Consider the following 21,045-nt stretch of genomic DNA (forward strand, 5'->3'; position numbering starts at 1 on the left):
CAATTATAAATGGATGCACATCGACCAGCCATCGCCTTGCCGACGCGGGCCCGTCGCGACGCGGCCGCCACATGCCGGCAACCTGCCGGCAACGTACCCGCGACGGGCGGTCGAACGGATCGGGAACGGCATCGTCCGGCCGACTTATAATGTCGGGTCCGCATTTTTCTCGCCCGTTCGCTGCCGCTCCATGCCCGACCTGCTCGCCAATCTGAACCCCGAACAACTCGCCGCCGTCACGTTGCCGAACGAACCGGCGCTGATCCTCGCAGGGGCGGGCAGCGGCAAGACCCGCGTACTGATCACGCGCATCGCGTGGCTGATCCAGCAGGGCTACGCATCGCCGCCCACCGTGCTCGCCGTGACCTTCACGAACAAGGCCGCGCGCGAGATGATGGCGCGCCTGTCGGCGATGATGCCGATCGACACGCGCGGGATGTGGATCGGCACGTTCCACGGCCTGTGCAACCGGATGCTGCGCACGCACTGGCGCGACGCCGGCCTGCCGCAGACCTTCCAGATCCTCGACACGGCCGACCAGCTGTCCGCGATCAAGCGGCTGATGAAGGCGGCGAACGTCGACGACGAGAAGTACCCGCCGAAGAACGTCCAGTACTTCATCAACAATGCGAAGGAGCAGGGGCTGCGTCCCGACAAGGTCGACGCGACCGACAACTTCAACCGCAAGTTCGTCGAGCTGTACCAGGCATACGACCAGCAGTGCCAGCGCGAGGGCGTCGTCGATTTCCCCGAGCTGCTGCTGCGCTGCTATGAATTGCTCGCGTACAACGCGCCGCTGCGCGCGCACTACCAGGCGCGCTTCCGGCACATCCTCGTCGACGAGTTCCAGGACACCAACAAGCTGCAGTACGCGTGGCTCAAGATGCTCGCGGGCGGCCAGAACGCGATCTTCGCGGTCGGCGACGACGATCAGTCGATCTACGCGTTCCGCGGCGCGAACGTCGGCAACATGCGCGACTTCGAAGACGAATTCCGTGTGCGCAACCTGATCAAGCTCGAGCAGAACTACCGGTCGCACGGCAACATCCTCGACGCGGCGAACCAGCTGATCTCGAACAACACGCACCGCCTCGGCAAGAACCTGCGCACCGACGCGGGCCACGGCGAGCCCGTGCGCGTGTACGAGGCGAGCACCGATTCGCAGGAAGCCGGCTGGATCGTCGAGGAGATCCGTTCGCTGATCAACACCGGGATGGCGCGCAGCGAAGTGGCCGTCCTGTACCGCAGCAATGCGCAGTCGCGCTCGATCGAACATACGCTGATGTCGTCGGGCATTCCGTACCGCGTGTACGGCGGCCTGCGCTTCTTCGAACGCCAGGAAGTGAAGCACGCACTCGCGTACCTGCGCCTGATCGACAACCCGAACGACGACACCGCGTTCGTGCGCGTCGTGAACTTCCCGACCCGCGGAATCGGCGCGCGCTCGATCGAGCAGCTCGCCGACGCCGCGCGCCTGTACGGCTGCTCGATGGCCGCCGCGATTCCGTACGTGACGGGCAAGGCCGGCACGAGCCTCGGCGGGTTCGCGAACCTGGTCGCGAAGATGCGCGCCGACACGCAGCAGATGAACCTGCCCGACACCGTCGAGCACATCGTTCGCGCCAGCGGTCTCGCCGATTTCTACCAGGGCGAGCGCGAAGGCCAGGACCGTCTCGAGAACTTGCAGGAACTCGTGAACGCGGCCACCGCGTTCATCGCCGAGGAGGGCTACGGGCTCGACACGCCGGCCCGTTCGATTCCGCTGCGCGCGGGCGCGATCGCGGCCCCGGAGCTCGGCACCGCGGCGGACGATCAGGCGGTCGACGTGCTCGACCCGGTATCGCCTGCCGATCCGGCACAGAACCCCGACACGATGACGCCGCTCGCCGGTTTCCTGTCGCATGCGTCGCTGGAGGCCGGCGACAACCAGGCGCAGGCCGGCCAGGACGCCGTGCAGCTGATGACGGTGCACGCGGCGAAGGGGCTCGAATTCTCGGCCGTGTTCATCACGGGCCTCGAGGAAGGGCTGTTCCCGCACGAGAACAGCGTGCTCGAATCGGACGGCCTCGAGGAAGAGCGCCGGCTGATGTACGTCGCGATCACGCGCGCGAAGGAGCGGCTCTACCTGTCGTTCGCGCAGAGCCGGATGCTGCATGGCCAGACGCGTTACAACGTGCGCTCGCGCTTCTTCGACGAGCTGCCCGAACACGTGCTCAAGTGGCTGACGCCGAAGGTCGAGGCCGGTTCGCGCTGGGGTGGCCGGTCGGACAACGCCGGGTACGGGCGCGACTGGTTCGCGCGGCCGGGCGGCGGCAGTCGCGAGCAGATCGTCGATGCGGCCGTGTCCGCGCCGCTGCCGGCGTTCGCGAACAAGCAGCGTGCCGCCGATACCGGTTTCCGCGTCGGCCAGCAGGTGTTCCATACCAAGTTCGGCGAAGGCACGGTCACCGCGCTCGAAGGCAACGGCACCGATGCGAAGGCACAGGTGAAATTCAAGCGGCACGGCGAGAAGTGGCTCGCGCTCGCGGTCGCGAAACTGCAGGCGGTGGAATGACGGGCATCGACAGGGTGGGTACCGCTTCGATTCGACCGCTCGGCATCCTGGCCGCGCTGCCCGAGGAACTCGGCGACCTGATCGCCGCGATGCGCGCCGACGGCGCGATGAAGACGGTCACGCTCGGCCGCCGCGATTATCACGTCGGTACCGTGCACGGCGCGGCCTGTGTGGTGACGCTCGCGCGGGTCGGCAAGGTCGCGGCCGCCGCGACGGTCAGCGCGCTGATCCACGTGTTCGGCGTGTCGGGCATCGTGTTCACCGGCGTCGCGGGCGGTGTGTCGCGCACGGTGCGCGTCGGCGATGTCGTCGTGGCCGATACGCTGCTGCAGCACGATCTCGACGCGTCGCCGCTGTTTCCGCGCTATGAGGTGCCTTTGCTGGGCATCACGCGTTTCGCGACCGACGCCGCACTGACCGCGCGCCTGCGGGCCGCGTGCACGCAATTCGTCGCGGAAGAGGGGGCGCAGTTCGCCGCTCGCTTCAGCCTGGCCGGCGCGACGCTGCATGCGGGGCTCGTCATCAGCGGCGACCGCTTCGTGTCGAGCGAGCGCGAGGTCGTCGCGCTGCGCGACGCGCTGCCGGATGCGCTCGCGGTCGAAATGGAAGGGGCCGCGATCGCGCAGGTGTGCGCGGAGCACGACGTGCCGTTCGCGCTCGTGCGCACGATCTCCGATACGGCCGACGACCACGCGACGCAGTCGTTCTCGCACTTCCTGTCGGCGATCGCGAGCAGCTATTCGTCCGGCATCCTCAAGCGTTTCCTGACGCTGCATGCGACGACGGCGGCCTGAAGCCGCCGTCGATCCCGTCGATCCCGTCGATCGGAGCATCACGGCCGCGGCGCCGGCAGGCGCGCCGCGGCCGTTTTTTCACGCCTTCTTGCGCCGGCTGCTTTCGAGGTTCGGCAGGAACACCGTCAGCACGCCGATCAGCGGCAGGAACGAGCACACCTTGTAGACGAACGTGATGCTCGTCGCGTCGGCGAGCTGGCCGAGCACGGCCGCGCCGACACCGCCGAGGCCGAACGCGAAGCCGAAGAACAGGCCCGCGACCATCCCGACCTTGCCGGGCATCAGTTCCGTCGCGTAGACCAGGATCGCGGCGAACGCGGACGCGAGCACGATGCCGATGATCACGGTCAGCACGCTGGTCCAGAACAGGTTCGCGTACGGCAGCAGCAGCGTGAACGGCGCGACGCCGAGGATCGATACCCAGATCACGTACTTGCGGCCGATCCGGTCGCCCACCGGCCCGCCGATCAGCGTGCCTGCCGCCACGGCCGCGAGGAACACGAACAGGTGGATCTGCGCGGCCTGCACCGACAGGTGGAACTTGTCGATCAGGTAGAACGTGAAATAGCTGTTGATGCTCGCGAGGTAGAAATACTTCGAGAACACGAGCAGCACCAGCACGCCGATCGCGCCCATCACGCGGCCGCGCGACAGCGTCGGATGGCCGGCCGCCGCGGCCTTCTTCTTCATCGACGGATGCTTCTTGTACCAGTGGCCGATCTGCGTGAGCACGATCATCGCGACGAGTGCGGCTGCCGAGAACCACGCGATGCTGTGCTGGCCGTGCGGAATGATCACGAGCGCGGCGAGCAGCGGCCCGAGCGCGGAACCCGCGTTGCCGCCGACCTGGAACACCGACTGCGCGAGCCCGTGCTGACCGCCCGACGCCATCCGCGCGACGCGCGACGATTCGGGATGGAACACCGACGAGCCGCAGCCGACGAGCGCCGCGGCCACCAGCAGCATCGGGAAATTCGGCGCGACCGACATCAGCAGCAGCCCGGCGAGCGTGAAACCCATGCCGACCGGCAGCGAATACGGTTTCGGCCGCTTGTCGGTATAGAGGCCGACGAGCGGCTGCAGCAGCGACGCGGTGATCTGGTAGGTGAGCGTGATCAGGCCGATCTGCGCGAACGACAGCGCGAACTGGCTCTTGAGCATCGGGTAGATCGCGAGGATCAACGACTGGATCATGTCGTTGAGCATGTGCGAGAAGCTGATCGCGCCGAGCACCGGGTAGACGGTGCGGGCGACGGGTGGCGCGGAAGGCTGGGTGGCGGCTGCGCCGGCGGAGCCGGTGTCGAGGCTGGTTTCCATGTGAGAGCTGAACGAGTTGAGGTGGCGGGCGCGCTCTGCTGGGGATCGGCGCGTCTTGAATCGTTGCTGCGTCAAAGAAGTGTAATGTGGCGTGTCGGGAATGTCCGGACAAGTTTTATCGTGAATCGGACATTCATCCGACGGATCGCCCGATGCCCGCTTTTTTGGCCGGGTATAACGCAGGCGGCACGCCCGCCCGCAAGCGGGGCGGGCGCCCGGGGCCGGTACGTGGTTTACCGGACTCAAGAAACGGCGGTGGCGGCCGTAGAACGACCCAATGACAACTGGCGCGCCGCGCCCGGCACCGGCTATCCGCCGTGCGGGCGCAGGACGCGCGGCATGGCCAGCCATCGCGGGTACGCCGGGACCGACCTTTCCGGCCGCGTGATCAATACGGGGATATATCGATGAAAGCAGCATCTTTGCGTCCACAGCCCGGTGCGGTCGCCGCCGCACCCGACGTCGCCGCCGGTCGCGCCGCCCGGCGCCCGCGGGCGGCGCGTCGCGAGCGCCGGCCGTGGACCGTCAAGGCGACGTTGCGCGCCGCATTCGCGATCCTGCTCGCCGGCACGCTGGCGATCGGCATGTTTTCGCTCTGGCAGATCAGCCGGCTGAATGCGTCGATCGCGTCCGTCTACGAGCAGGGTCACGTCGCGAGCCGCGCGGCCGAGGAGGTTCGGGCCGAAGTGCTGCGCGCGAGCCGTGCCCAGAAGATGCTGCTGACCGCGACCACCGCGAAGGAACGCGACGAACTGGGCGCCGAGGTGGGCGCGGGGCTCGCGTCGATCGGCCAGGCGCTCGGCACGCTGCAGCGCTATGCGGACCCGGCCGACGTCGACGATTCGGCGCGGCTGCGCGCATTCTCGACGGCGGTCGGCGCGTGGAGCGCGCATCTGCGCGATTTCGTCGCGCTCGTGCAGGCACAGCCGCTGGACCTGTCGCAGATGAGCTGGCAGGTCGGCACGCAGGACGTGTCGCTGCTGGTCGAAACCGGCAAGCTCGAAAAACTGGTCGCCGAACTCGTGAAGACACGCGGCGCGAAGTCGAAGGCGACGCTCGATGCGTCCGCCACCATTTTCTCGTCGTCGTTCGCGATGATCGCGGCGATGACGGTTGCGCTGATCGTGCTCGCGATCGTCATCGCGGAGCGCGTCGTGCGCCGTCTCGCGTCGCAGCTCGGGGGCGAGCCCGCGCATGCGAAGGCGATTGCCGCGGACATCGCGCGCGGCGACCTGACGCGACCAATTACGCTGGGCCGGCACGACCGCGACAGCATGGTGCGTGCGCTGGCCGAGATGCAGACGGGGCTCGCGGCGACCGTCGGCGAGATTGCCGTCAGCGCCGAGGCGATCGCGGCCGCGTCGGGTGAGATTTCCACCGGCAATCTCGATCTGTCCAGGCGTACCGAGCAGCAGGCCGTCGCGCTCGAGCGCACCGCGGCCAGCATGGAGCAGCTCACGTCGACCGTACGGCAGAACGCCGAGAACGCGCGGCAGGCGAGCGCGCTCGCGGCCAATGCTTCGGCCGTTGCGGAGACGGGCGGGGAAGTCGTCGGGCGCGTCGTCGCGACGATGAGCGAGATCGACGACAGCGCGAAGAACATCCGCGAGATCATCGGCACGATCGAGGGGATCGCGTTCCAGACCAACATTCTCGCGTTGAACGCGGCGGTCGAGGCCGCCCGCGCGGGCGAGCAGGGGCGTGGCTTCTCGGTGGTCGCGGGTGAAGTCCGCCTGCTCGCGCAGCGCGCGGCGACCGCGGCGAAGGAGATCCGCGCGCTGATCGGCGCGTCGGTCGAGCGAGTCGCGAACGGTGCGGCGCTCGCGCACGATGCGGGCCGCACGATGGACGACGTCGTTCGGGCGGTCAAGCGCGTGACCGACATCATCGGTGAAATTTCCGCCGCATCGGACGAGCAGAGCGCGGGCATCGACGAGATCGGCCGCGCGGTCACGCAGATGGACGCCGGCACCCAGCAGAACGCGGCACTCGTCGAGCAGGCGGCCGCCGCGGCGAATGCGCTCGACGAGCAGGCGCAGGCCTTGAAGTCGCTGGTCGGGCGCTTTCGTATCGCGGCCTGAGCGCTGCCGACCGTTCAGAGGTTACGACTTCTTCTGCTTGTCCGGATCGATGATGACCGTGCAGGTCGTACCCGCCGACAGCACCACGTCGGCCGGCACTTCGTCGATCCTGATGCGCACCGGCACGCGCTGCGCGAGGCGCACCCAGTTGAAGGTCGGGTTCACGTCCGCGACGAGGTCGCGGCTTTGCGGGTTGTCGCGATCGTAGATGCCGCGCGAGATGCTTTCGACGTGGCCCTTCATCACGCCGCCGCTCATCAGCCGCATTTCGGCCGGCGCGCCGATCTTCACGCGCGGCAGCTTGGTTTCCTCGAAGTAGCCGTAGACCCAGAACGAGTGGCTGTCGACGATCGCGAGCTTCGCCTGGCCGGCCACCGCGTAGTTGCCCTTGAACGTCTGCAGGTTCGTGATGTAGCCGTCGACCGGCGCGACGACGCGCGTGCGCTCGAGGTTGAGCTTCGCGGCATCGAGCGCGGCGATCGCCTGCTGGTACTGCGCATCGGCGCTCGACGCACTGTGCGCGGCGTTCTCGCGGTTTTCCTTCGACACGACGAGCGCATCGAGATCCGCGCGGCGCGCCGCGTCGTCGCGGCGCATCTGCAGTTCCGCGCGGCGGGCGGCGACGGCCGCCTGCGCCTGCTCGACCGCGATCTGGTAATGCGAAGGGTCGATCTGCATGATCAGGTCGCCCTTTTTCACGAGCTGGTTGTCATGCACGGGCAGTTCGACGATCGCGCCCGACACGTCCGGCGCGACGTTGACGATCTCGGCGCGCACGCGCCCGTCGCGCGTCCACGGATCGTCCATGTAGTGCACCCACAGCGAGCGCCCGATCAGGATCGCGACGAGAAGGATGACGGCGGTCGCGACGAAGCCGAAGAGTTTTCTGAGAATCATGATGGTTCGGAATCAACGGTAAACGGCAAGACTCAGTCCGCCGCAAATGCAGACGAGGAGGCAGGCCCGGAACAGCGACGGGTGCCAGACGAGACGGTAGAGGCCCGTATAGGCGAGCAGGCGGTCGACGGCCCAGGTCGCGAGCGCGCCGAGGACGAACATCAGCACCACCGTGGGCATGTAGGCATCGAGAATGGCGATTTCACGCGGCATCATGACGAGGCTCCTGGTTGGGGACGCACGGGGCGGTTGCGGTTGAGCGCGGCGAGCGGCGATTCGGGATCGAGCAGTGCCGTGCGCACGAAATGCAGATGGCTCAGGATGCGCTGCAGCCGGTGACGTTCCTCGCGTGTCGGCGTGAACGCGTCGAGCGTCTGCCGGGTCGCGTCGATCGCATCGTTCACCGCGGCGAGCGTTGCATCGAAACGTTCGGCGTCCGGCCGCGCGAACAGCGACGACAGCCCGGCGCGCATCGTCTCGATCGCGCGGCGCCACGGCGTCGTCGGCGCGTAGCGCGGGTCGGACGGCAGCGTTGCCAGTTCGTGGCGCAGATCGATGGCCGCATTCCCGGTTTCGAGTACCGCGAACATCCAGCGCAGCGCGTCGCGCTGCACGTCGGGCTGGTCGGCCGACAGCGTGTGCGCCTGGTACATCAGGTCGCGCGCGCCGCTCTCGAAGCGCGTGCGCAGTCCGGCGAGCCGCGCGTGGCAGGCTGCGACGGCCTGGTGACGCAGGTCGGCTAACAGGCGTTTCTTGAGCCACGGCGCGGTCGGCGGGAACAGCACGGCGAACGCGATCGCCGATACGAGCATCGACAACAGGAGCGCGAGCGCGTCGTTCATGAAGCTCGTGGGATCGTAGTGCGTGATGCTGTCGGGGCCGGCGAGGAAGCAGAAGAAGATCAGATAGCCCGCGCCGTAGCCCGCGAGCTTCGGCTTCAGCGTCATGTAGATGCCGATCGCGAGCAACGGCGCGAGCGCCGCGCACAGCAGGACGAAACCGTCGATCCGCGGGTAGATGCCGAACGTCAGCAGGAAGCCGGTGCAAACGGCCAGCGCCGTGCCCATCCCCATCTGCGCGGCCATCGCGGTCGGGCGCGGCGCCGACGACGCGAGCGCGCAGGTCGCCGCGGCGTTCAGTACCAGCATCACGCCGCTCGGCCACGCGGTCTCGATCCAGAACCAGCCGAGCGCGAGAATCACCGTCGCGGTGCGGATCCCCGCGATCGTGGCGGCCGTTCTGTTGGTGCGCGGCTCGTAGCGTTCGATCCAGCGTTCGCGCTCGTGCGTCGCGGTCGCGAGCGACGCATAGGTCGCCGCGTATTCCTGCAGGTCGGTGATGAAGCGGTACAGCAGTTCGGCGGCGGTATCGAAGTCGAGCAGCGGGAAGTCGGGCTGCGTTTCGAGTTCCGCGCGCGTCGCGCGGATCCGGCGCGGCAGCGCGTCGCGCCACGCGAGCAGCTGCTCGGCCGAGTGCGCGGCGTCGATCGACGTGCGCACGGGTTCGCCATCGCGCGTGAGCAGCGGCGCGATCTCGCGGAAATACGGCTCGATCGCGTCGATCGCCGCCTGCGCGCCGGCCGCGTGCAGCCGGTTCATCAACTGGTGCAGCGCGTGAAAGCGGCTCGACGCGCTCATGAACTCGCTGTTCAGCCGCGCGAGGCGGCCGCTGCGCATGCGCGTGTCCGGATCCTCGAACACGGCCATGCTGCGCGCGGCCTCGAAGCCGACCACGTCGGCGACGAAGCGCGTATGGATGGTCTCGATGTGCGCGCGGTCGAGCTGGCCCGACAGCGCCGACGCGACGTAGTCGACGAAGCTGCCGAAGCGCTTGCGCACCGTCGTGCGCATCTGCTCGCCTGTATACCGCGGAAACACGAGCGCACTGACGACGCCGGCCGACACGATCCCGATGATGACTTCGGAGACCCGCGTCATCGCGCTCATGAATGCGCCATCCGGGTGTTGCGACGCGGGCAGGCCGATCAGCGCGGTCGTATAACCGGCGAGCAGGAAGCCGTAACTGCGGAAGTTGCGGTTGCGCGCGGCGCCGGCAGTGCACAGCGCGATCCACAGGGCGATCGCCAGCAGGAAAAGCTGCGGCTGCTGCGGGAACAGCCCGACGAACGTGAGCGTCGCGATGAGCCCGAAAATCGTGCCGGCGACCCGGTAGAAGCTTTTCGCGAGCACGGCGCCGCTTTGCGGCTGCATCACGATGAAGACGGTCGTCATTGCCGTTTTCGGCGCCGGCAGGTCGAGCCGCATCGACACGCCGAGCGCGATGAAGGCCGCGAGCAGCGCCTTGAACAGGTAGAGCCACGCGGCGCCGTCGGTGCGGGCCCAGTCGCCGAACGCGGCATACCAGGCCGCGAACGGACCGCCGGCGGTCGGGGAGAGGGGGGAGGAGGCTGACATGGCGTCGCTCCGGGTTACCGTGCGGCCGGCACGCCGGACGCACCGGCGGCCGCGACCTGCGCGGGCCGGGCGGCTGCCACGGGTTTCGCACCCGACGCGGCGGCCGGCGCGGCTGCGCCCGCGGCGGATTCGTCATGCGACGGATGGCTGCCCGCCGGAGGCACGTCCGTGCCCGTCTCGACGCCGCCACCAAGCGCGGCCATCAACTGAGCGTGCGCGGCGAGGCGTTCCGCATCGATGCGGGCGGCCGTTTCCTGCGCGCGCAACAATTGCTGCTGCGCGACCAGCACGTTGACGTAGTCGGTCAGCCCGCGGCGGAAGCCTTCGCGCGACAACTGATAGCTGCGGTCGTTGGCGGCCACCGAGCGCGCGGCGTCCTTCTTCTGCGTATCGAGCGAACGGATCCGCACGACCTGGTCGGCGATGTCCTTGAGCGCGCCGACGATCGTCTGGTTGTATTGCTCGACCGCCTGGTCGTAGCCGGCATTCGCCGCGCCGAGCTGCGCGCGCAGCCGACCGCCTTCGAAGATCGGCAGCGACAGCGCGGGGCCGGCCGTCCAGCCGCCGTTCATCGCGCGCAGGAAGTCGGTGAACGGCGCGGTCACGCCGAAGCCGCCGACCGTCGCGAGCAGGTCGATGTTCGGATAGAACGAAGCCTTCGCGACGTCGATGCCGCGCGCCTGCGCGTCGACCGTCCAGCGTGCCGCGACGACGTCGGGGCGGCGGCCGAGCAGGTCGGCCGGCATCGCCGACGGCAAGCCGGCCGGTGCGTCGAGCGACAGCCGAGGCCGCTCGATCGCATCGCCGGCGCCCGGGCCCTTGCCGGCCAGTGCGGCGAGCTGGTGCCGCGCGAGCTGGATCGCTTCCTCGTAGCTGTCGATCTGGCGCTCATAGTCGGGCAGCGTCGATTCCGCCTGGCTCACCTCGAGCTGCGTGCCGAGGCCAGCCTGCAGCCGCTTGCGCGCGAGATCGGCGAGCGAGCGCTGGCGTTCGAACGTTTCGTGCGCGAGGTCGAGCAGCGCGTAGTTCATCGACATGCCGACATACGCGCGCACCACGTTGACTTCGAGTTCGAGCTTCGCCGCGCGTGCGTCGGCGGCGGTCGCGTGCGCGGTGTCGAGCGCGCGCTCGGTCGCGTTCTTGTCCTTGCCCCACAGGTCGAGGTGGTAGGACAGGCCGAGCGTGCCGGTGTTGTTCCAGGTATCGGTGTTCGCGAGCGGGCCGGGGCCGTAATAGACGTTGTCCGGCCAGTGCTGGCGCATCAGCGAGAGGTTGCCGTTGATCTGCGGCAACTCGGCCGAGCGGGCCACGCGCGCCATCGCCTGCGCTTCGCGCACGCGGGCCTCGGCGGCCGCGAGCGTCGGGTTGCCGGCCTGCGCGGCAGCAATCCACGTGTCGAGCTGCGGATCGCGGTAGGCGCGCCACCAGTCGGCCGCGGGCCAGCCCGCGTCACGGTCGGCCGCGCGGATCGCCGCGCCGGCATCGAGCGCGTTCGCTTCGGTGCGGGCCGACTGCGGCTTGTTGTCGCCCATGCTCGCGCACCCGGCCATTATTAATGAGACTGCAAGAACCGCCAGTGCGAGCGTCCCTTTTGTCGCCGGAGACTGCACGATTTTCTCCCTTTCGGATATAGATGAGTCGGATGCGATTATATTTTTCAGCGATTCCTGAATATACGGACAAGGGTGCAAGTCATTTTTACGAATCCTGAGACAATACTTGTTCGCCTCTGTGCAACAATCCGTCCGGATTCAAACGGGTAATGGGATGGATACGTTACAAAACATGCGGGTATTCGTCCGCGTGGTCGACGCGGGAAGCTTTACCGCGGCCGCCCAGCAGATGAATTCGACCACTGCCTACGCGTCGCGCGCGGTCTCGGATCTCGAGGCGCATCTGCGCACGCGCCTTCTGAACCGCACGACGCGCCGGATCGCACTGACCGAAGCCGGCGAGCGCTACCTGCAGCGCTGCGAGCAGATCCTCGCGTATGTCGACCAGGCCGAAGCCGAGGCGGGCGACGCGCACGCGCGCCCGTCCGGCAAGCTGAAGGTGCATTGCTTCACGAGCCTCGGCCAGCACTACCTGGTGCCGGCCATCGCGCGTTATCGCGAGCGCTACCCGGACGTGCACGTCGAGCTGACGCTCGCGCAGCGGATGCCCGACCTGCTCGACGAGGGCTACGACGTCGCGATCGTCGTCGGCCGCGACCTGCCGGATTCGGGGCTCGTGTCGCAGCGGCTCGGCGAGAGCTACAGCGTGGTGTGCGCGTCGCGCGGCTACGTCGAGGCGAACGGCGTGCCGCAGCGGCCCGCGGATCTCGCGCAGCACGTATGCCTCGGGATGGTCGCGCCGGGCTTTCAGTTCGACGAATGGGCGCTGGCGGGGCCGAACGGCGACGAAGTCGTCCCGATCACGGCGCCGCCGTTTCGCGTGAACGTCGCCGAGGCGCTCGCCGTGGCCGTGCGCGAAGGGATGGGGATCGGCGGCCTGCCGCTCTATTCGGCGATCGGCTGGTTGCGCAGCGGGCACATCGTGCGCGTGATGCCCGAATACCGGTCGCACGTGATGAACATCTACGCGCTGTATCCGTCGCGTCAGTACCTCGACGCGAAAATCCGTACCTGGGTCGATTTCCTGCGCGACGAGCTGCCGGCCACGCTGGCAGCCGACGAAGCCGCGCTCGAACAGTACACGCGTGCGACATGACCGCGCGGTTGGCCGCGATCTGACGAGATTTGTCCTTCACGCAACATTTTTTTACGAACGCGTGTCAGACAGTTTGATACTGTGGGAATTAACGAGATACGCAACCCCGGAGTAGCGATGGATACGCACCTGATGATCGGCCTTGGAGTCCTGCTGGGCGCGGCGGCCGCCGCCGCGGCGACCCGCGACCTGCTGCGCGCGATGAAGGCGAAGGCGCAGATGAGGCCGGTGCCGGTACGGGTGCGCGAGCCGCGCCGCCCCGGTCGCTGATCCGCGGTCACGCTCCGGGTCGAAAAGGTCGCGCAAAAAGGCCGCGCAATGCGGCCGGGCGGGCCGGCGTTCAGCCGAGCTCGACGACCTTGTCCCACGTAAACGCGGCATTTTCCCGTTCGCCGGTGCGCCGGTGGATGTAGCCGCGCGGATTGCATACCACGCGTGTGCCACCGTCCGCCACATAGTCGAATGACGTATGCGTGTGGCCGTGGAGCCACAGATCCACCGGCGGCTGCACGAGTTCCGCCATGTCCGTGACGAATCCCGCCGACGCAAGATCGTCCGCATAGCGCTGCGCCAGCGAGCGCCGGTGCGGCGCATGATGGGTCACGACGATGGTCCGGCCCGCGAACGGCGCCGCGAGTTGCGTTTCCAGCCATGCGCGGCTGCGTCGATGCAGCGCGATCGCGTCGGCCGGCGAGAAATCCCGTTCCGGCGTGCCCGGCGCCGCATGCAGCGCCGCGTCATGCGGCCAGGTCACCTGGATCAAGCCCTTGAAATCGAGCATCACGCGCAGCCCGGCGTCGATTGCACCCGCGAGGCTGGCTTCGTCGGTACCGAACAGCGAAAAATCGGCCCAGAGCGTCGTGCCGAGCACGCGGAACCGCTGCCCGGGATCGACGTAGACGTCGTTGTTCAGGTAATGCACGTTGTCGAGCGCCTGCGCCGCGTCGCGCATCGCCGTCTCCAGCGCGCCGAATTCCCCGTCGTAGTACTCGTGGTTACCTGGCACGTAGATCACCGGTACCGCGGGATCGAACGTTTCGGCCGCCCAGCGCAGGCCTTCCGCATGATTGTGGATGTCGCCGGCCAGCACGACGAGATCCGCGTCGGCATGCGCGATCGCGTCGGGCTGGTTGCTTTCGAGGTGCAGGTCGGACAGGACGCGGATTTTCACGGGCGGGGCTCCGGAGTGGGCGGCTTCAGCGCAGGACCTTGCCGGGATTCATCAGGCCGCGCGGGTCGAGGGCCGTCTTCAGCGTGCGCATCAGCGTCGTTTCGACCGGGGACTTGTAGCGCTGCGCGTCGTCGATCTTCAGCTGGCCGATCCCGTGCTCCGCGCTGATCGTGCCGTGGTGGCGGTGCACGTTGTCGTAGACGATCCGGTTGATCGGCGCCTGGAACGCGGCGAGGAACGCCTTCGGATCGCCGCCTTCGGGCATCTGCACGTTGTAGTGGAGGTTGCCGTCGCCGAGATGGCCGAACGTGACCATCCGCGCGCCCGGCGCGGCCTGCTGGATCGCCGCGTCGGTTTCGTCGATGAAGCGCGCGATCGACGAAATCGGCACCGCGATGTCGTGCTTGATGTTGAGCCCCTCGTCGGCCTGTGCGAGCGGGATGTGCTCGCGCAGATCCCAGAACGCGCGCGATTGCGCGAGATTCTCCGCGACCACCGCGTCGACCACGAGCCCGGCCTCGAACGCTTCCTCCATCAGTTTCTCGAACAGCGTGCGCGCATGCGCTTCGCTTTCGTTGTCGGACAGTTCGAGCAGCACCGTTTGCGCGTGCGTCTGCGCGAACGGGTAGCGCAGTTGCGGGTAGTGCTTGCCGACCAGCTGCATGCAGAAATCCGACATCAGCTCGAAGCCGGTCAGGAGCGGCCCGGCCGCGCGCTGCGCGAGCGCGAGGAAATCGAGCGCCGCGTGCGGCGATTCGAGCGCGGCGAGTGCCGTGACCTGCGCGGCCGGCAGCGGATGCAGCTTCATCACGGCCGCCGTGATGATCCCGAGCGTGCCTTCCGCGCCGATGAACAGGTCGCGCAGGTCGTAGCCCGTGTTGTCCTTGCGCAGTCCGCGCAGGCCGTCCCAGATCTCGCCCTGCGGCGTCACCACCTCGAGCCCGAGGCACAGCTCGCGCGCGTTCCCGTAGCGCAGCACCGCGGTGCCGCCGGCATTGGTCGACAGGTTGCCGCCGATCGTGCAGCTGCCTTCCGCCGCGAGGCTCAGCGCGAACAGGCGGCCGCCTTCGCGGGCACGTGCCTGCACGTCGGCGAGAATCACGCCGGCTTCGACGGTGATCGTGTTGTTGTGCGGATCGAGCGCGCGCACGCGGTTCAGGCGCGCGACGCTCAGCACGGCCTGGCTGCCGCTCGCGTCGGGCGTGGCGCCGCCGGCAAGGCCGGTGTTGCCGCCTTGCGGCACGAGTGCGATGCCGTGTGCGTTGGCCAGCTTGACGAGGGCGGCGACCTCGGCCGTGTTCGCGGGTTTCAGCACCGCGCACGCGGCACCCTTGTAGCGGCGGCGCCAGTCGGTCAGGAACGGTTCGGTATCATGCGGGTCGGTCAGCACATGATCGGCGCCGATCGCATCGCGGCACGCGGAAACGAAAGCTTCGGAGGACATCATCACCTTGTCGCGTAAGGTTCAGGACGCGGCGCGCGACTTTTTCGCCGCGCGCTTGAACGGCGCGACGTATGCCAGCGCCGTCACGAAGAAACCGACGGCGAGCGCGGTTTCGCACCAGCCGAGCGTCGCGGACAGCCCGCGATCGGACATGCCGCGCACGACGCCTTCGGCGAAATAGACGAGGATCAGCATGCTCGCCCACTGCATCGTATAGATGTTACGCCGCCAGACGCCGGGCAGCGCGAGCGCGAGCGGTATGGCCTTGAGCATCAGCGCGGAGCCGCCCGGGCGCAGCGGCGCGAGCCACAGCTCCCACGCGAGCGACAGCGCGATCAGCGCGACGAGGCATGCGGCGGCAATCAGCGCGTAGCGCGGCCGGGCAGTGACGGCGGGACGGGCGGGGGCGTTCATGCGGCCTCGGCGGCCCGGGCGCTGGAGAGGGCGGCCGCCGCGCGGGCGAGCCGCACGCCGAGCGCGGCCGCGAGCGCCTTTTCGTCCGCCGACAGGCCGCCGGCGGCCGAGCGGTCGTGCTGCGCGACGTGAGAGGCGCCGTACGGCGTGCCGCCGGTACGCGTCGTGCTGAGTGCGGATTCCGTGTACGGGATCCCGACGATCATCATGCCGTGATGAAGCAGCGGCAGCATCATCGACAGCAACGTCGATTCCTGGCCGCCGTGCAGGCTGCCCGTCGACGTGAACACGCTGGCCGGCTTGCCGGTCAGCGCACCCGACAACCATTGCGGCGTGGTGCCGTCGAGGAAATACTTGAGCGACGCGGCCATGTTGCCGAAGCGGGTCGGCGAGCCGAGCGCGAGGCCCGCGCATTCCTCGAGATCGCGCAGTTCCGCATACGGCGGGCCGTCGGCGGGGATGTCGGGGGCGGTGGCTTCGCAGACGGTCGACACGGGCGGCACGGTGCGGATGCGGGCCTGCATGCCCGGCACGCTGTCGATGCCGTTCGCGATCGCGAGCGCGAGATCGCGCGTGGCGCCGTGACGGCTGTAATAGAGAACGAGGATGTCTTTCATGGACGACGGAACCGCGTGCGGCCGCGCGCGTGCCCGGTGCAGTCGGCCCCTGCTGGAATCGAGCGGCTATTATAGGGGCTGAAGCCGTCGCGCAGCGCGGCGGCGGCGCGCCACCGGGCGCGCGGTATCAAGAAGGAGAAGCCGTTTGCCGAAGTTGAGCGTCGATCTCGACACCCTCAAGCGCCTGGCGCAGTTCGCGGCCCGGCGCAGCGCCGAGGATCGCATCCCGCAAGTGGCGGGCAGCCTGACGTTCACGACGATGCTGGCCCTCGTGCCGCTCGTGACGGTCGCGTTCGCGCTGTTCACCGCGTTCCCGATGTTCGCGTCGTTCCAGATCTCGCTGCAGGGATTCCTCGCGGATCACCTGATGCCCGCGCAGTTCAACGTCCAGATATTCAAGTACCTGAACCAGTTCGCGTCGAAGGCCAAGGGGCTGACGACGGCCGGCCTGATCGTGCTCGTCGTCACATCGGTGATGACGATGATGACGATCGAGTCGGCATTCAACCTGATCTGGCGGGTACGCAAGCCGCGACCGTTCGCGCAGCGCGTGCTCGCGTACTGGGCGCTGATCACGCTGGGCCCGCTGTTGTTCGGTGTGAGTCTGTCGATCTCGTCGTACCTGTTCACGCAGTCGCTCGCGTTTACCGGCGCCGGGTCGTCCACGTCGATCGTCGAATGGCTGCTGGCGCTCGTGTCGCTGCCGCTGGCGGTGCTCGCGTTCACGCTGCTGTACGTGTACCTGCCGAACTGCACGGTCGCGTGGCGCGATGCGGTGATCGGCGGGCTGTTCGCGGCAATTGCGTTCGAGCTGGCGAAACGCGGTTTCGGCTACTACGTGCGGCGCATTCCGACCTATACGGCCGTATACGGTGCGTTCGCGGCGTTGCCCGTGTTCCTGTTATGGGTGTACCTGAGCTGGTTCATCGCGCTGCTCGGCGCGATGGTGGCCTCCGCGCTGCCGGCGATCCGCGTCGGCCAGTTCCACCGCATCCACTATCCGGGCAGCGACCTGCTCGACGCACTGGAAATGCTCGCGCGGCTGGCCGAAGCGCGCACGGCCGGCAAGCGCGGCTACACGGCGATGCGGCTCGCGACCATGCTGCGCTGCGACATGGAAACCGCGCAGCGCCTGCTGACGACGATGGAGGAGCGGGAATGGATCGCGCGGCTGGACGGCGGCGGCGAGACCACGCCGCGCTACATCCTGCTCGCGAACCCGGAGCAGCTGACGCTCGCGCAGTTGTTCGACGTGCTGGTGATCGACCGCACGGAGCTGACCTACCAGTTGCAGCGACGCCGCAGCCATGTCGATGGCGCGGCGCTGCTCGCGGTGCTGTCGAGCGATCGCTTCGACGTGTCGCTCGCGTCGCTGATCGCCGCGCACCGGCCGGCCGGCGCACAAGCGGCGGGTGTCCCGGGGCCGGCGCCGGGCGGCGTGTCCGACCCGCACGCGCGGCCGCCGCGGCCCGCGTGAGCGGGGTGCCTGGCCGTTACAGCGGGATCTTGCCGGTGCAGATGTCCTTGAACATCACCCAGTCGCCCATCAGGCTGTAGATCGGGTGCCGGAACGTGGCCGGGCGGTTCTTCTCGAAGAAGAAATGTCCGACCCACGCGAACCCGTAGCCGCAGACGATCGCCGCCGGCAGCCACAGCCAGTCGCCGGTCGCGATCGCCATCGCGACGCAGCCGATCACGCCGAGCGAGCCGACGAAGTGCAGCCGCCGCGACGTCAGGTTCTGGTGTTCGTTCAGGTAATACGGGTAGAAATCAGCGAAGCTGGCGAATTGCTCCGTATGCGTATGCGCCATGGCCGTCTCCTCGGGCCGCTGTTCATGGGGCCATTGTGCTGCCGGCGGCCGGCTTCCGCAAGCGGGGCGGCGGCCCGCCGCACGGGCCCGCGCTTTCCTTTTGACAGGCTTTCCGATAGGATCGAAAGAGGTTTTGCATTCAAGCATGAGGGGACTACGATGCGCGTCAGCGATATTCTGAAAGTAAAGGGCAACACGCTGTTTACGGTGACGCCCGACAAGCCGCTGCGCGAAGCGGTCGACACGATGGCCGAGCACGACATCGGCTCGCTCGTCGTGATGGAGTACGGCGATCTCGTCGGGATGCTGACGTTCCGCGAGATCATCCTGCGCCTGCACGTGAACGGCGGTGCGATTGGCGACGTGCAGGTGCGCAAGGTGATGGACGAGCCGCTCACGTGCACGCCGGAAACGGACGTCAACGAAGTGCGCCGGATGATGCTCGAGCGCCATGCGCGCTATATGCCGGTGCTCGACAAGAAGGTGCTGATGGGCGTCATTTCGTTCTACGACGTCGCAAAGACGGTCGTCGAGGCGCAGAGCTTCGAGAACCGTATGCTGAAGGCGTACATCCGCGACTGGCCGGAATCGGAAGCCGAAGCGCACAAGTCGTGAACCACGCCGCGCCCGTCGCCGTCATGCGTGGGCGCCGCCACCCGGCACGCGGCGGCGCAGGCTTGTCCTGCGCCGCCGTTTTTTCAATGACCACACAAGGCCCGCGCAGCGTCGCCCAGACGGCGCGCGCGTATTCCGCATGAGCGATCAAACGCAAGCCACTTCCAGGCGGAGCGACGAACGGCACGCGCACGCGTCGCAGTTCGACCTGCTGCGCGAGCGCCGTTTCGCGCCGTTCTTCACGACCCAGTTCCTCGGTGCGCTGAACGACAACGTCTTCAAGATCGGCTTCACGTCGCTCGTCACCTATCACACCGCGCGATTCGCCGGTGTCGATGCGAAGACGGCGGCCTTCCTGATTTCCGCGATCTTCATCCTGCCGTTCGTGCTGTTCTCGGCGACGTCCGGCCAGATCGCCGACAAGTACGACAAGGCGACCCTCACGCGTTTCGTGAAGACCTTCGAGATCGTGCTGATGCTGGTCGGCGCGGCGGGCTTCGTCATGCACAGCGCGCCGCTGCTGTATCTGTGCACGTTCATGATGGGGATGCACTCGACGCTGTTCGGGCCCGTCAAGTATTCGTACCTGCCGCAGCATCTCGGCGAGCATGAGCTGGTCGGCGGCAACGGCCTCGTCGAGATGGGCACGTTCATCGCGATCCTGATCGGCACGATCATCGGCGGCGCGGCCGCGGGCATCGAAGGTGCCGGCGAGCGCGTGCTCGCGGTGAGCGTGCTCGTCATCGCGATCGCGGGGCGTCTCGTCGCGCAGCGCGTGCCTTCCACGCCGGCGCCGCAGCCCGATCTCGTGATCAACTGGAATCCGGTCAGCGAGACCTGGCGCAACCTCGGGCTCGCACGGCAGAACCGCACCGTGTTCCTGAGCCTGCTCGGCATCTCGTGGCTGTGGTTCGTCGGCGCGACGTTCCTCACGTCGTTCTTCAATTTCGCGAAGGACGTGCTGTCGGCGAGCCCTGACGTCGTCACGGTCCTGCTCGCGACGTTCTCGGTCGGTATCGGCCTCGGATCGCTGCTGTGCGAACGGCTGTCGCAGCGGCGCGTCGAGATCGGCCTCGTGCCGCTCGGCTCGATCGGCATCAGCGTGTTCGCGATCGAGCTGTATTTCGCGAGCCGCGCGCTGCCGTCGCCCGGCCATCTGCTGTCGGTCGGCGAATTCCTGGCCGGCGCGCGCCACTGGCGCATCCTGGCGGACCTGTTCCTGCTCGCGATGTTCGGCGGCTTCTACAGCGTGCCGCTGTACGCGCTGATCCAGAGCCGCAGCGCGCCGACGCACCGCGCGCGGATCATCGCCGCGAACAACATCCTGAACGCGCTGTTCATGATCCTGTCGGCCGTGATGGCGATGGGGCTGACCAAGGCCGGTGTCGACATCCCGGGGCTGTTCCTCGTCACCGCGCTGTTGAACGTGATTGTCGCGGCCTATATCTATCTGCTCGTGCCGGAGTTCCTGCTCCGCTTCGTCGCGTGGGTCCTCGTCCACACGTTCTACCGGATTCGTCTCGTGCACGCGGAGCGGATTCCGGCGGAAGGCGCGGCCGTGCTCGTGTGTAACCACGTCAGCTACGTCGATGCGCTCGTGCTGGCCGCCGCGAGCCCGCGCCCGATCCGTTTCGTGATGGATCACCGGATCTTCAAGACGCGCTTCGCGAGCTGGGTATTCCGGCATGCGAAGGCGATCCCGATCGCGCCGCGCCACGAGGATCCCGCGATGCTCGCGCGCGCGTACGACGCATGTGAGGCCGCGCTGAAGGACGGCGAACTCGTGTGCATCTTCCCCGAGGGCAAGCTGACCAAGACGGGTGACATCAACACGTTCCACCACGGCATCACCGAGATCCTGGGCCGCACGCCGGCACCGGTCATTCCGATGGCGCTGCGCGGGCTGTGGGGCAGCTATTTTTCGCGGCATTCCGATGCGCGGATGCCGCGACCCATCAAGCGCGGCGTGATGAGCCGGCTGACGCTGGCGGTCGGCGAGCCGATCCCGGCATCGGTCGCGACGCCCGAGTCGCTGCAGGCCGCGGTAACCGAACTGCGCGGCGCGCGGAAGTAGGCGGGCGCCTGTCCGGATGCGTTCGGCTGCAACCGGGCCGGACGGGCTTGCGCCGCACAAGCCGGGCCGCGCGCACGTTCCGTGCGTCCGGGCTGCCTTTCATGCGGCCTGCGGCCCGCGGGCGCGGGACGGC

At 68.0% G+C, this 21,045-nt stretch carries 18 protein-coding genes; 8 read left to right on the plus strand and 10 right to left on the minus strand.

Annotated features, from left to right (window positions below):
* Positions 1-190: 190 nt before the first annotated feature.
* Both DPV79_RS15400 and DPV79_RS15405 read left to right on the plus strand, forming a co-directional pair.
* The gene (locus DPV79_RS15400; protein ID WP_021162358.1) at positions 191-2,554 is read left to right on the plus strand and encodes a UvrD-helicase domain-containing protein; all 2,364 of its coding nucleotides are present in this window, start codon (positions 191-193) and stop codon (positions 2,552-2,554) included.
* Positions 2,551-3,348 carry a 5'-methylthioadenosine/adenosylhomocysteine nucleosidase gene (locus DPV79_RS15405; RefSeq protein WP_048025567.1) on the plus strand — a complete coding sequence of 266 codons (798 nt, stop codon included), beginning with the start codon at positions 2,551-2,553 and terminating at the stop codon, positions 3,346-3,348. Before DPV79_RS15400 ends, DPV79_RS15405 begins: the two co-directional genes overlap by 4 nt.
* A 78-nt stretch (positions 3,349-3,426) precedes the next feature.
* On the opposite strand, the gene DPV79_RS15410 is transcribed toward DPV79_RS15405, so the two are convergent.
* A complete protein-coding gene (locus DPV79_RS15410) occupies positions 3,427-4,665 on the minus strand; it encodes an MFS transporter (protein ID WP_021162356.1) in 1,239 nt (412 codons plus the stop codon).
* A gap of 407 nt (positions 4,666-5,072) precedes the next feature.
* Between DPV79_RS15410 and DPV79_RS15415 the strand changes: the two genes are divergently transcribed.
* Positions 5,073-6,746: a methyl-accepting chemotaxis protein gene (locus tag DPV79_RS15415; RefSeq protein ID WP_113045806.1), complete on the plus strand. Its 1,674-nt coding sequence runs from the start codon at positions 5,073-5,075 to the stop codon at positions 6,744-6,746.
* A gap of 21 nt (positions 6,747-6,767) precedes the next feature.
* Here the strand turns inward: DPV79_RS15415 and DPV79_RS15420 are convergent, their stop codons facing one another.
* From DPV79_RS15420 to DPV79_RS15435, 4 genes are read right to left on the minus strand one after another with little or no spacing between them, the layout of a single operon-like run.
* Complete coding sequence (locus tag DPV79_RS15420) at positions 6,768-7,643, minus strand: efflux RND transporter periplasmic adaptor subunit (protein WP_014897260.1); 876 nt, start codon at positions 7,641-7,643, stop codon at positions 6,768-6,770.
* 12 nt (positions 7,644-7,655) lie between these two features.
* Positions 7,656-7,859, minus strand: coding sequence for a DUF1656 domain-containing protein (locus DPV79_RS15425; protein WP_011351756.1), 204 nt, complete (start codon positions 7,857-7,859; stop codon positions 7,656-7,658).
* Positions 7,856-10,057, minus strand: a complete 2,202-nt coding sequence (locus DPV79_RS15430) for an FUSC family protein (RefSeq protein WP_113045807.1) — start codon at positions 10,055-10,057, stop codon at positions 7,856-7,858. The genes DPV79_RS15425 and DPV79_RS15430 overlap by 4 nt, the downstream gene beginning before the upstream one ends.
* Before the next feature lie 14 nt (positions 10,058-10,071).
* Positions 10,072-11,667, minus strand: coding sequence for an efflux transporter outer membrane subunit (locus tag DPV79_RS15435; protein ID WP_113045808.1), 1,596 nt, complete (start codon positions 11,665-11,667; stop codon positions 10,072-10,074).
* A 157-nt stretch (positions 11,668-11,824) separates the two neighbouring features.
* On the opposite strand from DPV79_RS15435, the gene DPV79_RS15445 reads away from it, so the two are divergent.
* Both DPV79_RS15445 and DPV79_RS42665 read left to right on the plus strand, forming a co-directional pair.
* On the plus strand, positions 11,825-12,766 hold the full coding sequence (locus DPV79_RS15445) for a LysR family transcriptional regulator (RefSeq protein ID WP_027787721.1): 942 nt from the start codon (positions 11,825-11,827) through the stop codon (positions 12,764-12,766).
* A 117-nt stretch (positions 12,767-12,883) separates the two neighbouring features.
* Complete coding sequence (locus DPV79_RS42665) at positions 12,884-13,036, plus strand: hypothetical protein (RefSeq protein ID WP_165843518.1); 153 nt, start codon at positions 12,884-12,886, stop codon at positions 13,034-13,036.
* 70 nt (positions 13,037-13,106) lie between these two features.
* On the opposite strand, the gene DPV79_RS15450 is transcribed toward DPV79_RS42665, so the two are convergent.
* From DPV79_RS15450 to wrbA, 4 genes are read right to left on the minus strand one after another with little or no spacing between them, the layout of a single operon-like run.
* On the minus strand, positions 13,107-13,937 hold the full coding sequence (locus DPV79_RS15450) for a metallophosphoesterase (protein ID WP_059497785.1): 831 nt from the start codon (positions 13,935-13,937) through the stop codon (positions 13,107-13,109).
* Positions 13,938-13,962: 25 nt separating this feature from the next.
* Positions 13,963-15,384, minus strand: coding sequence for an FAD-binding oxidoreductase (locus DPV79_RS15455; RefSeq protein WP_113045809.1), 1,422 nt, complete (start codon positions 15,382-15,384; stop codon positions 13,963-13,965).
* An 18-nt stretch (positions 15,385-15,402) separates the two neighbouring features.
* Complete coding sequence (locus tag DPV79_RS15460) at positions 15,403-15,795, minus strand: DUF2069 domain-containing protein (protein ID WP_059687300.1); 393 nt, start codon at positions 15,793-15,795, stop codon at positions 15,403-15,405.
* Entirely contained in the window at positions 15,792-16,412 is a 621-nt protein-coding gene (wrbA, locus tag DPV79_RS15465; RefSeq protein ID WP_048025574.1) for an NAD(P)H:quinone oxidoreductase, read from the minus strand. Before wrbA ends, DPV79_RS15460 begins: the two co-directional genes overlap by 4 nt.
* A gap of 145 nt (positions 16,413-16,557) precedes the next feature.
* Between wrbA and DPV79_RS15470 the strand changes: the two genes are divergently transcribed.
* Positions 16,558-17,889 (plus strand): YihY family inner membrane protein, encoded by a 1,332-nt coding sequence (locus tag DPV79_RS15470; protein ID WP_113045810.1) that lies wholly within the window; start codon positions 16,558-16,560, stop codon positions 17,887-17,889.
* Between the two features lie 16 nt (positions 17,890-17,905).
* Here the strand turns inward: DPV79_RS15470 and DPV79_RS15475 are convergent, their stop codons facing one another.
* The gene (locus DPV79_RS15475) at positions 17,906-18,223 is read right to left on the minus strand and encodes an Mpo1-like protein (RefSeq protein ID WP_021160807.1); all 318 of its coding nucleotides are present in this window, start codon (positions 18,221-18,223) and stop codon (positions 17,906-17,908) included.
* 159 nt (positions 18,224-18,382) lie between these two features.
* Between DPV79_RS15475 and DPV79_RS15480 the strand changes: the two genes are divergently transcribed.
* Both DPV79_RS15480 and DPV79_RS15485 read left to right on the plus strand, forming a co-directional pair.
* Positions 18,383-18,838, plus strand: a complete 456-nt coding sequence (locus DPV79_RS15480; RefSeq protein WP_006755543.1) for a CBS domain-containing protein — start codon at positions 18,383-18,385, stop codon at positions 18,836-18,838.
* 139 nt (positions 18,839-18,977) lie between these two features.
* Positions 18,978-20,912: an MFS transporter gene (locus DPV79_RS15485; protein WP_113045811.1), complete on the plus strand. Its 1,935-nt coding sequence runs from the start codon at positions 18,978-18,980 to the stop codon at positions 20,910-20,912.
* The last annotated feature ends 133 nt before the right edge of the window (positions 20,913-21,045 follow it).

The organism is Burkholderia reimsis (assembly GCF_003294055.1).
GTDB lineage: Bacteria > Pseudomonadota > Gammaproteobacteria > Burkholderiales > Burkholderiaceae > Burkholderia > Burkholderia cepacia.

What these genes read in the sequence shown, in the direction of transcription:
- DPV79_RS15400 (WP_021162358.1), top strand. Translation starts at nt 191, where the DNA reads ATGCCCGACCTGCTCGCCAATCTGAACCCCGAACAACTCGCCGCCGTC.
- DPV79_RS15405 (WP_048025567.1), top strand. Translation starts at nt 2,551, where the DNA reads ATGACGGGCATCGACAGGGTGGGTACCGCTTCGATTCGACCGCTCGGC.
- DPV79_RS15410 (WP_021162356.1), bottom strand. Translation starts at nt 4,665, where the DNA reads ATGGAAACCAGCCTCGACACCGGCTCCGCCGGCGCAGCCGCCACCCAG.
- DPV79_RS15415 (WP_113045806.1), top strand. Translation starts at nt 5,073, where the DNA reads ATGAAAGCAGCATCTTTGCGTCCACAGCCCGGTGCGGTCGCCGCCGCA.
- DPV79_RS15420 (WP_014897260.1), bottom strand. Translation starts at nt 7,643, where the DNA reads ATGATTCTCAGAAAACTCTTCGGCTTCGTCGCGACCGCCGTCATCCTT.
- DPV79_RS15425 (WP_011351756.1), bottom strand. Translation starts at nt 7,859, where the DNA reads ATGATGCCGCGTGAAATCGCCATTCTCGATGCCTACATGCCCACGGTG.
- DPV79_RS15430 (WP_113045807.1), bottom strand. Translation starts at nt 10,057, where the DNA reads ATGTCAGCCTCCTCCCCCCTCTCCCCGACCGCCGGCGGTCCGTTCGCG.
- DPV79_RS15445 (WP_027787721.1), top strand. Translation starts at nt 11,825, where the DNA reads ATGGATACGTTACAAAACATGCGGGTATTCGTCCGCGTGGTCGACGCG.
- DPV79_RS42665 (WP_165843518.1), top strand. Translation starts at nt 12,884, where the DNA reads ATGGATACGCACCTGATGATCGGCCTTGGAGTCCTGCTGGGCGCGGCG.
- DPV79_RS15455 (WP_113045809.1), bottom strand. Translation starts at nt 15,384, where the DNA reads ATGATGTCCTCCGAAGCTTTCGTTTCCGCGTGCCGCGATGCGATCGGC.
- DPV79_RS15460 (WP_059687300.1), bottom strand. Translation starts at nt 15,795, where the DNA reads ATGAACGCCCCCGCCCGTCCCGCCGTCACTGCCCGGCCGCGCTACGCG.
- wrbA (WP_048025574.1), bottom strand. Translation starts at nt 16,412, where the DNA reads ATGAAAGACATCCTCGTTCTCTATTACAGCCGTCACGGCGCCACGCGC.
- DPV79_RS15475 (WP_021160807.1), bottom strand. Translation starts at nt 18,223, where the DNA reads ATGGCGCATACGCATACGGAGCAATTCGCCAGCTTCGCTGATTTCTAC.
- DPV79_RS15480 (WP_006755543.1), top strand. Translation starts at nt 18,383, where the DNA reads ATGCGCGTCAGCGATATTCTGAAAGTAAAGGGCAACACGCTGTTTACG.
- DPV79_RS15485 (WP_113045811.1), top strand. Translation starts at nt 18,978, where the DNA reads ATGAGCGATCAAACGCAAGCCACTTCCAGGCGGAGCGACGAACGGCAC.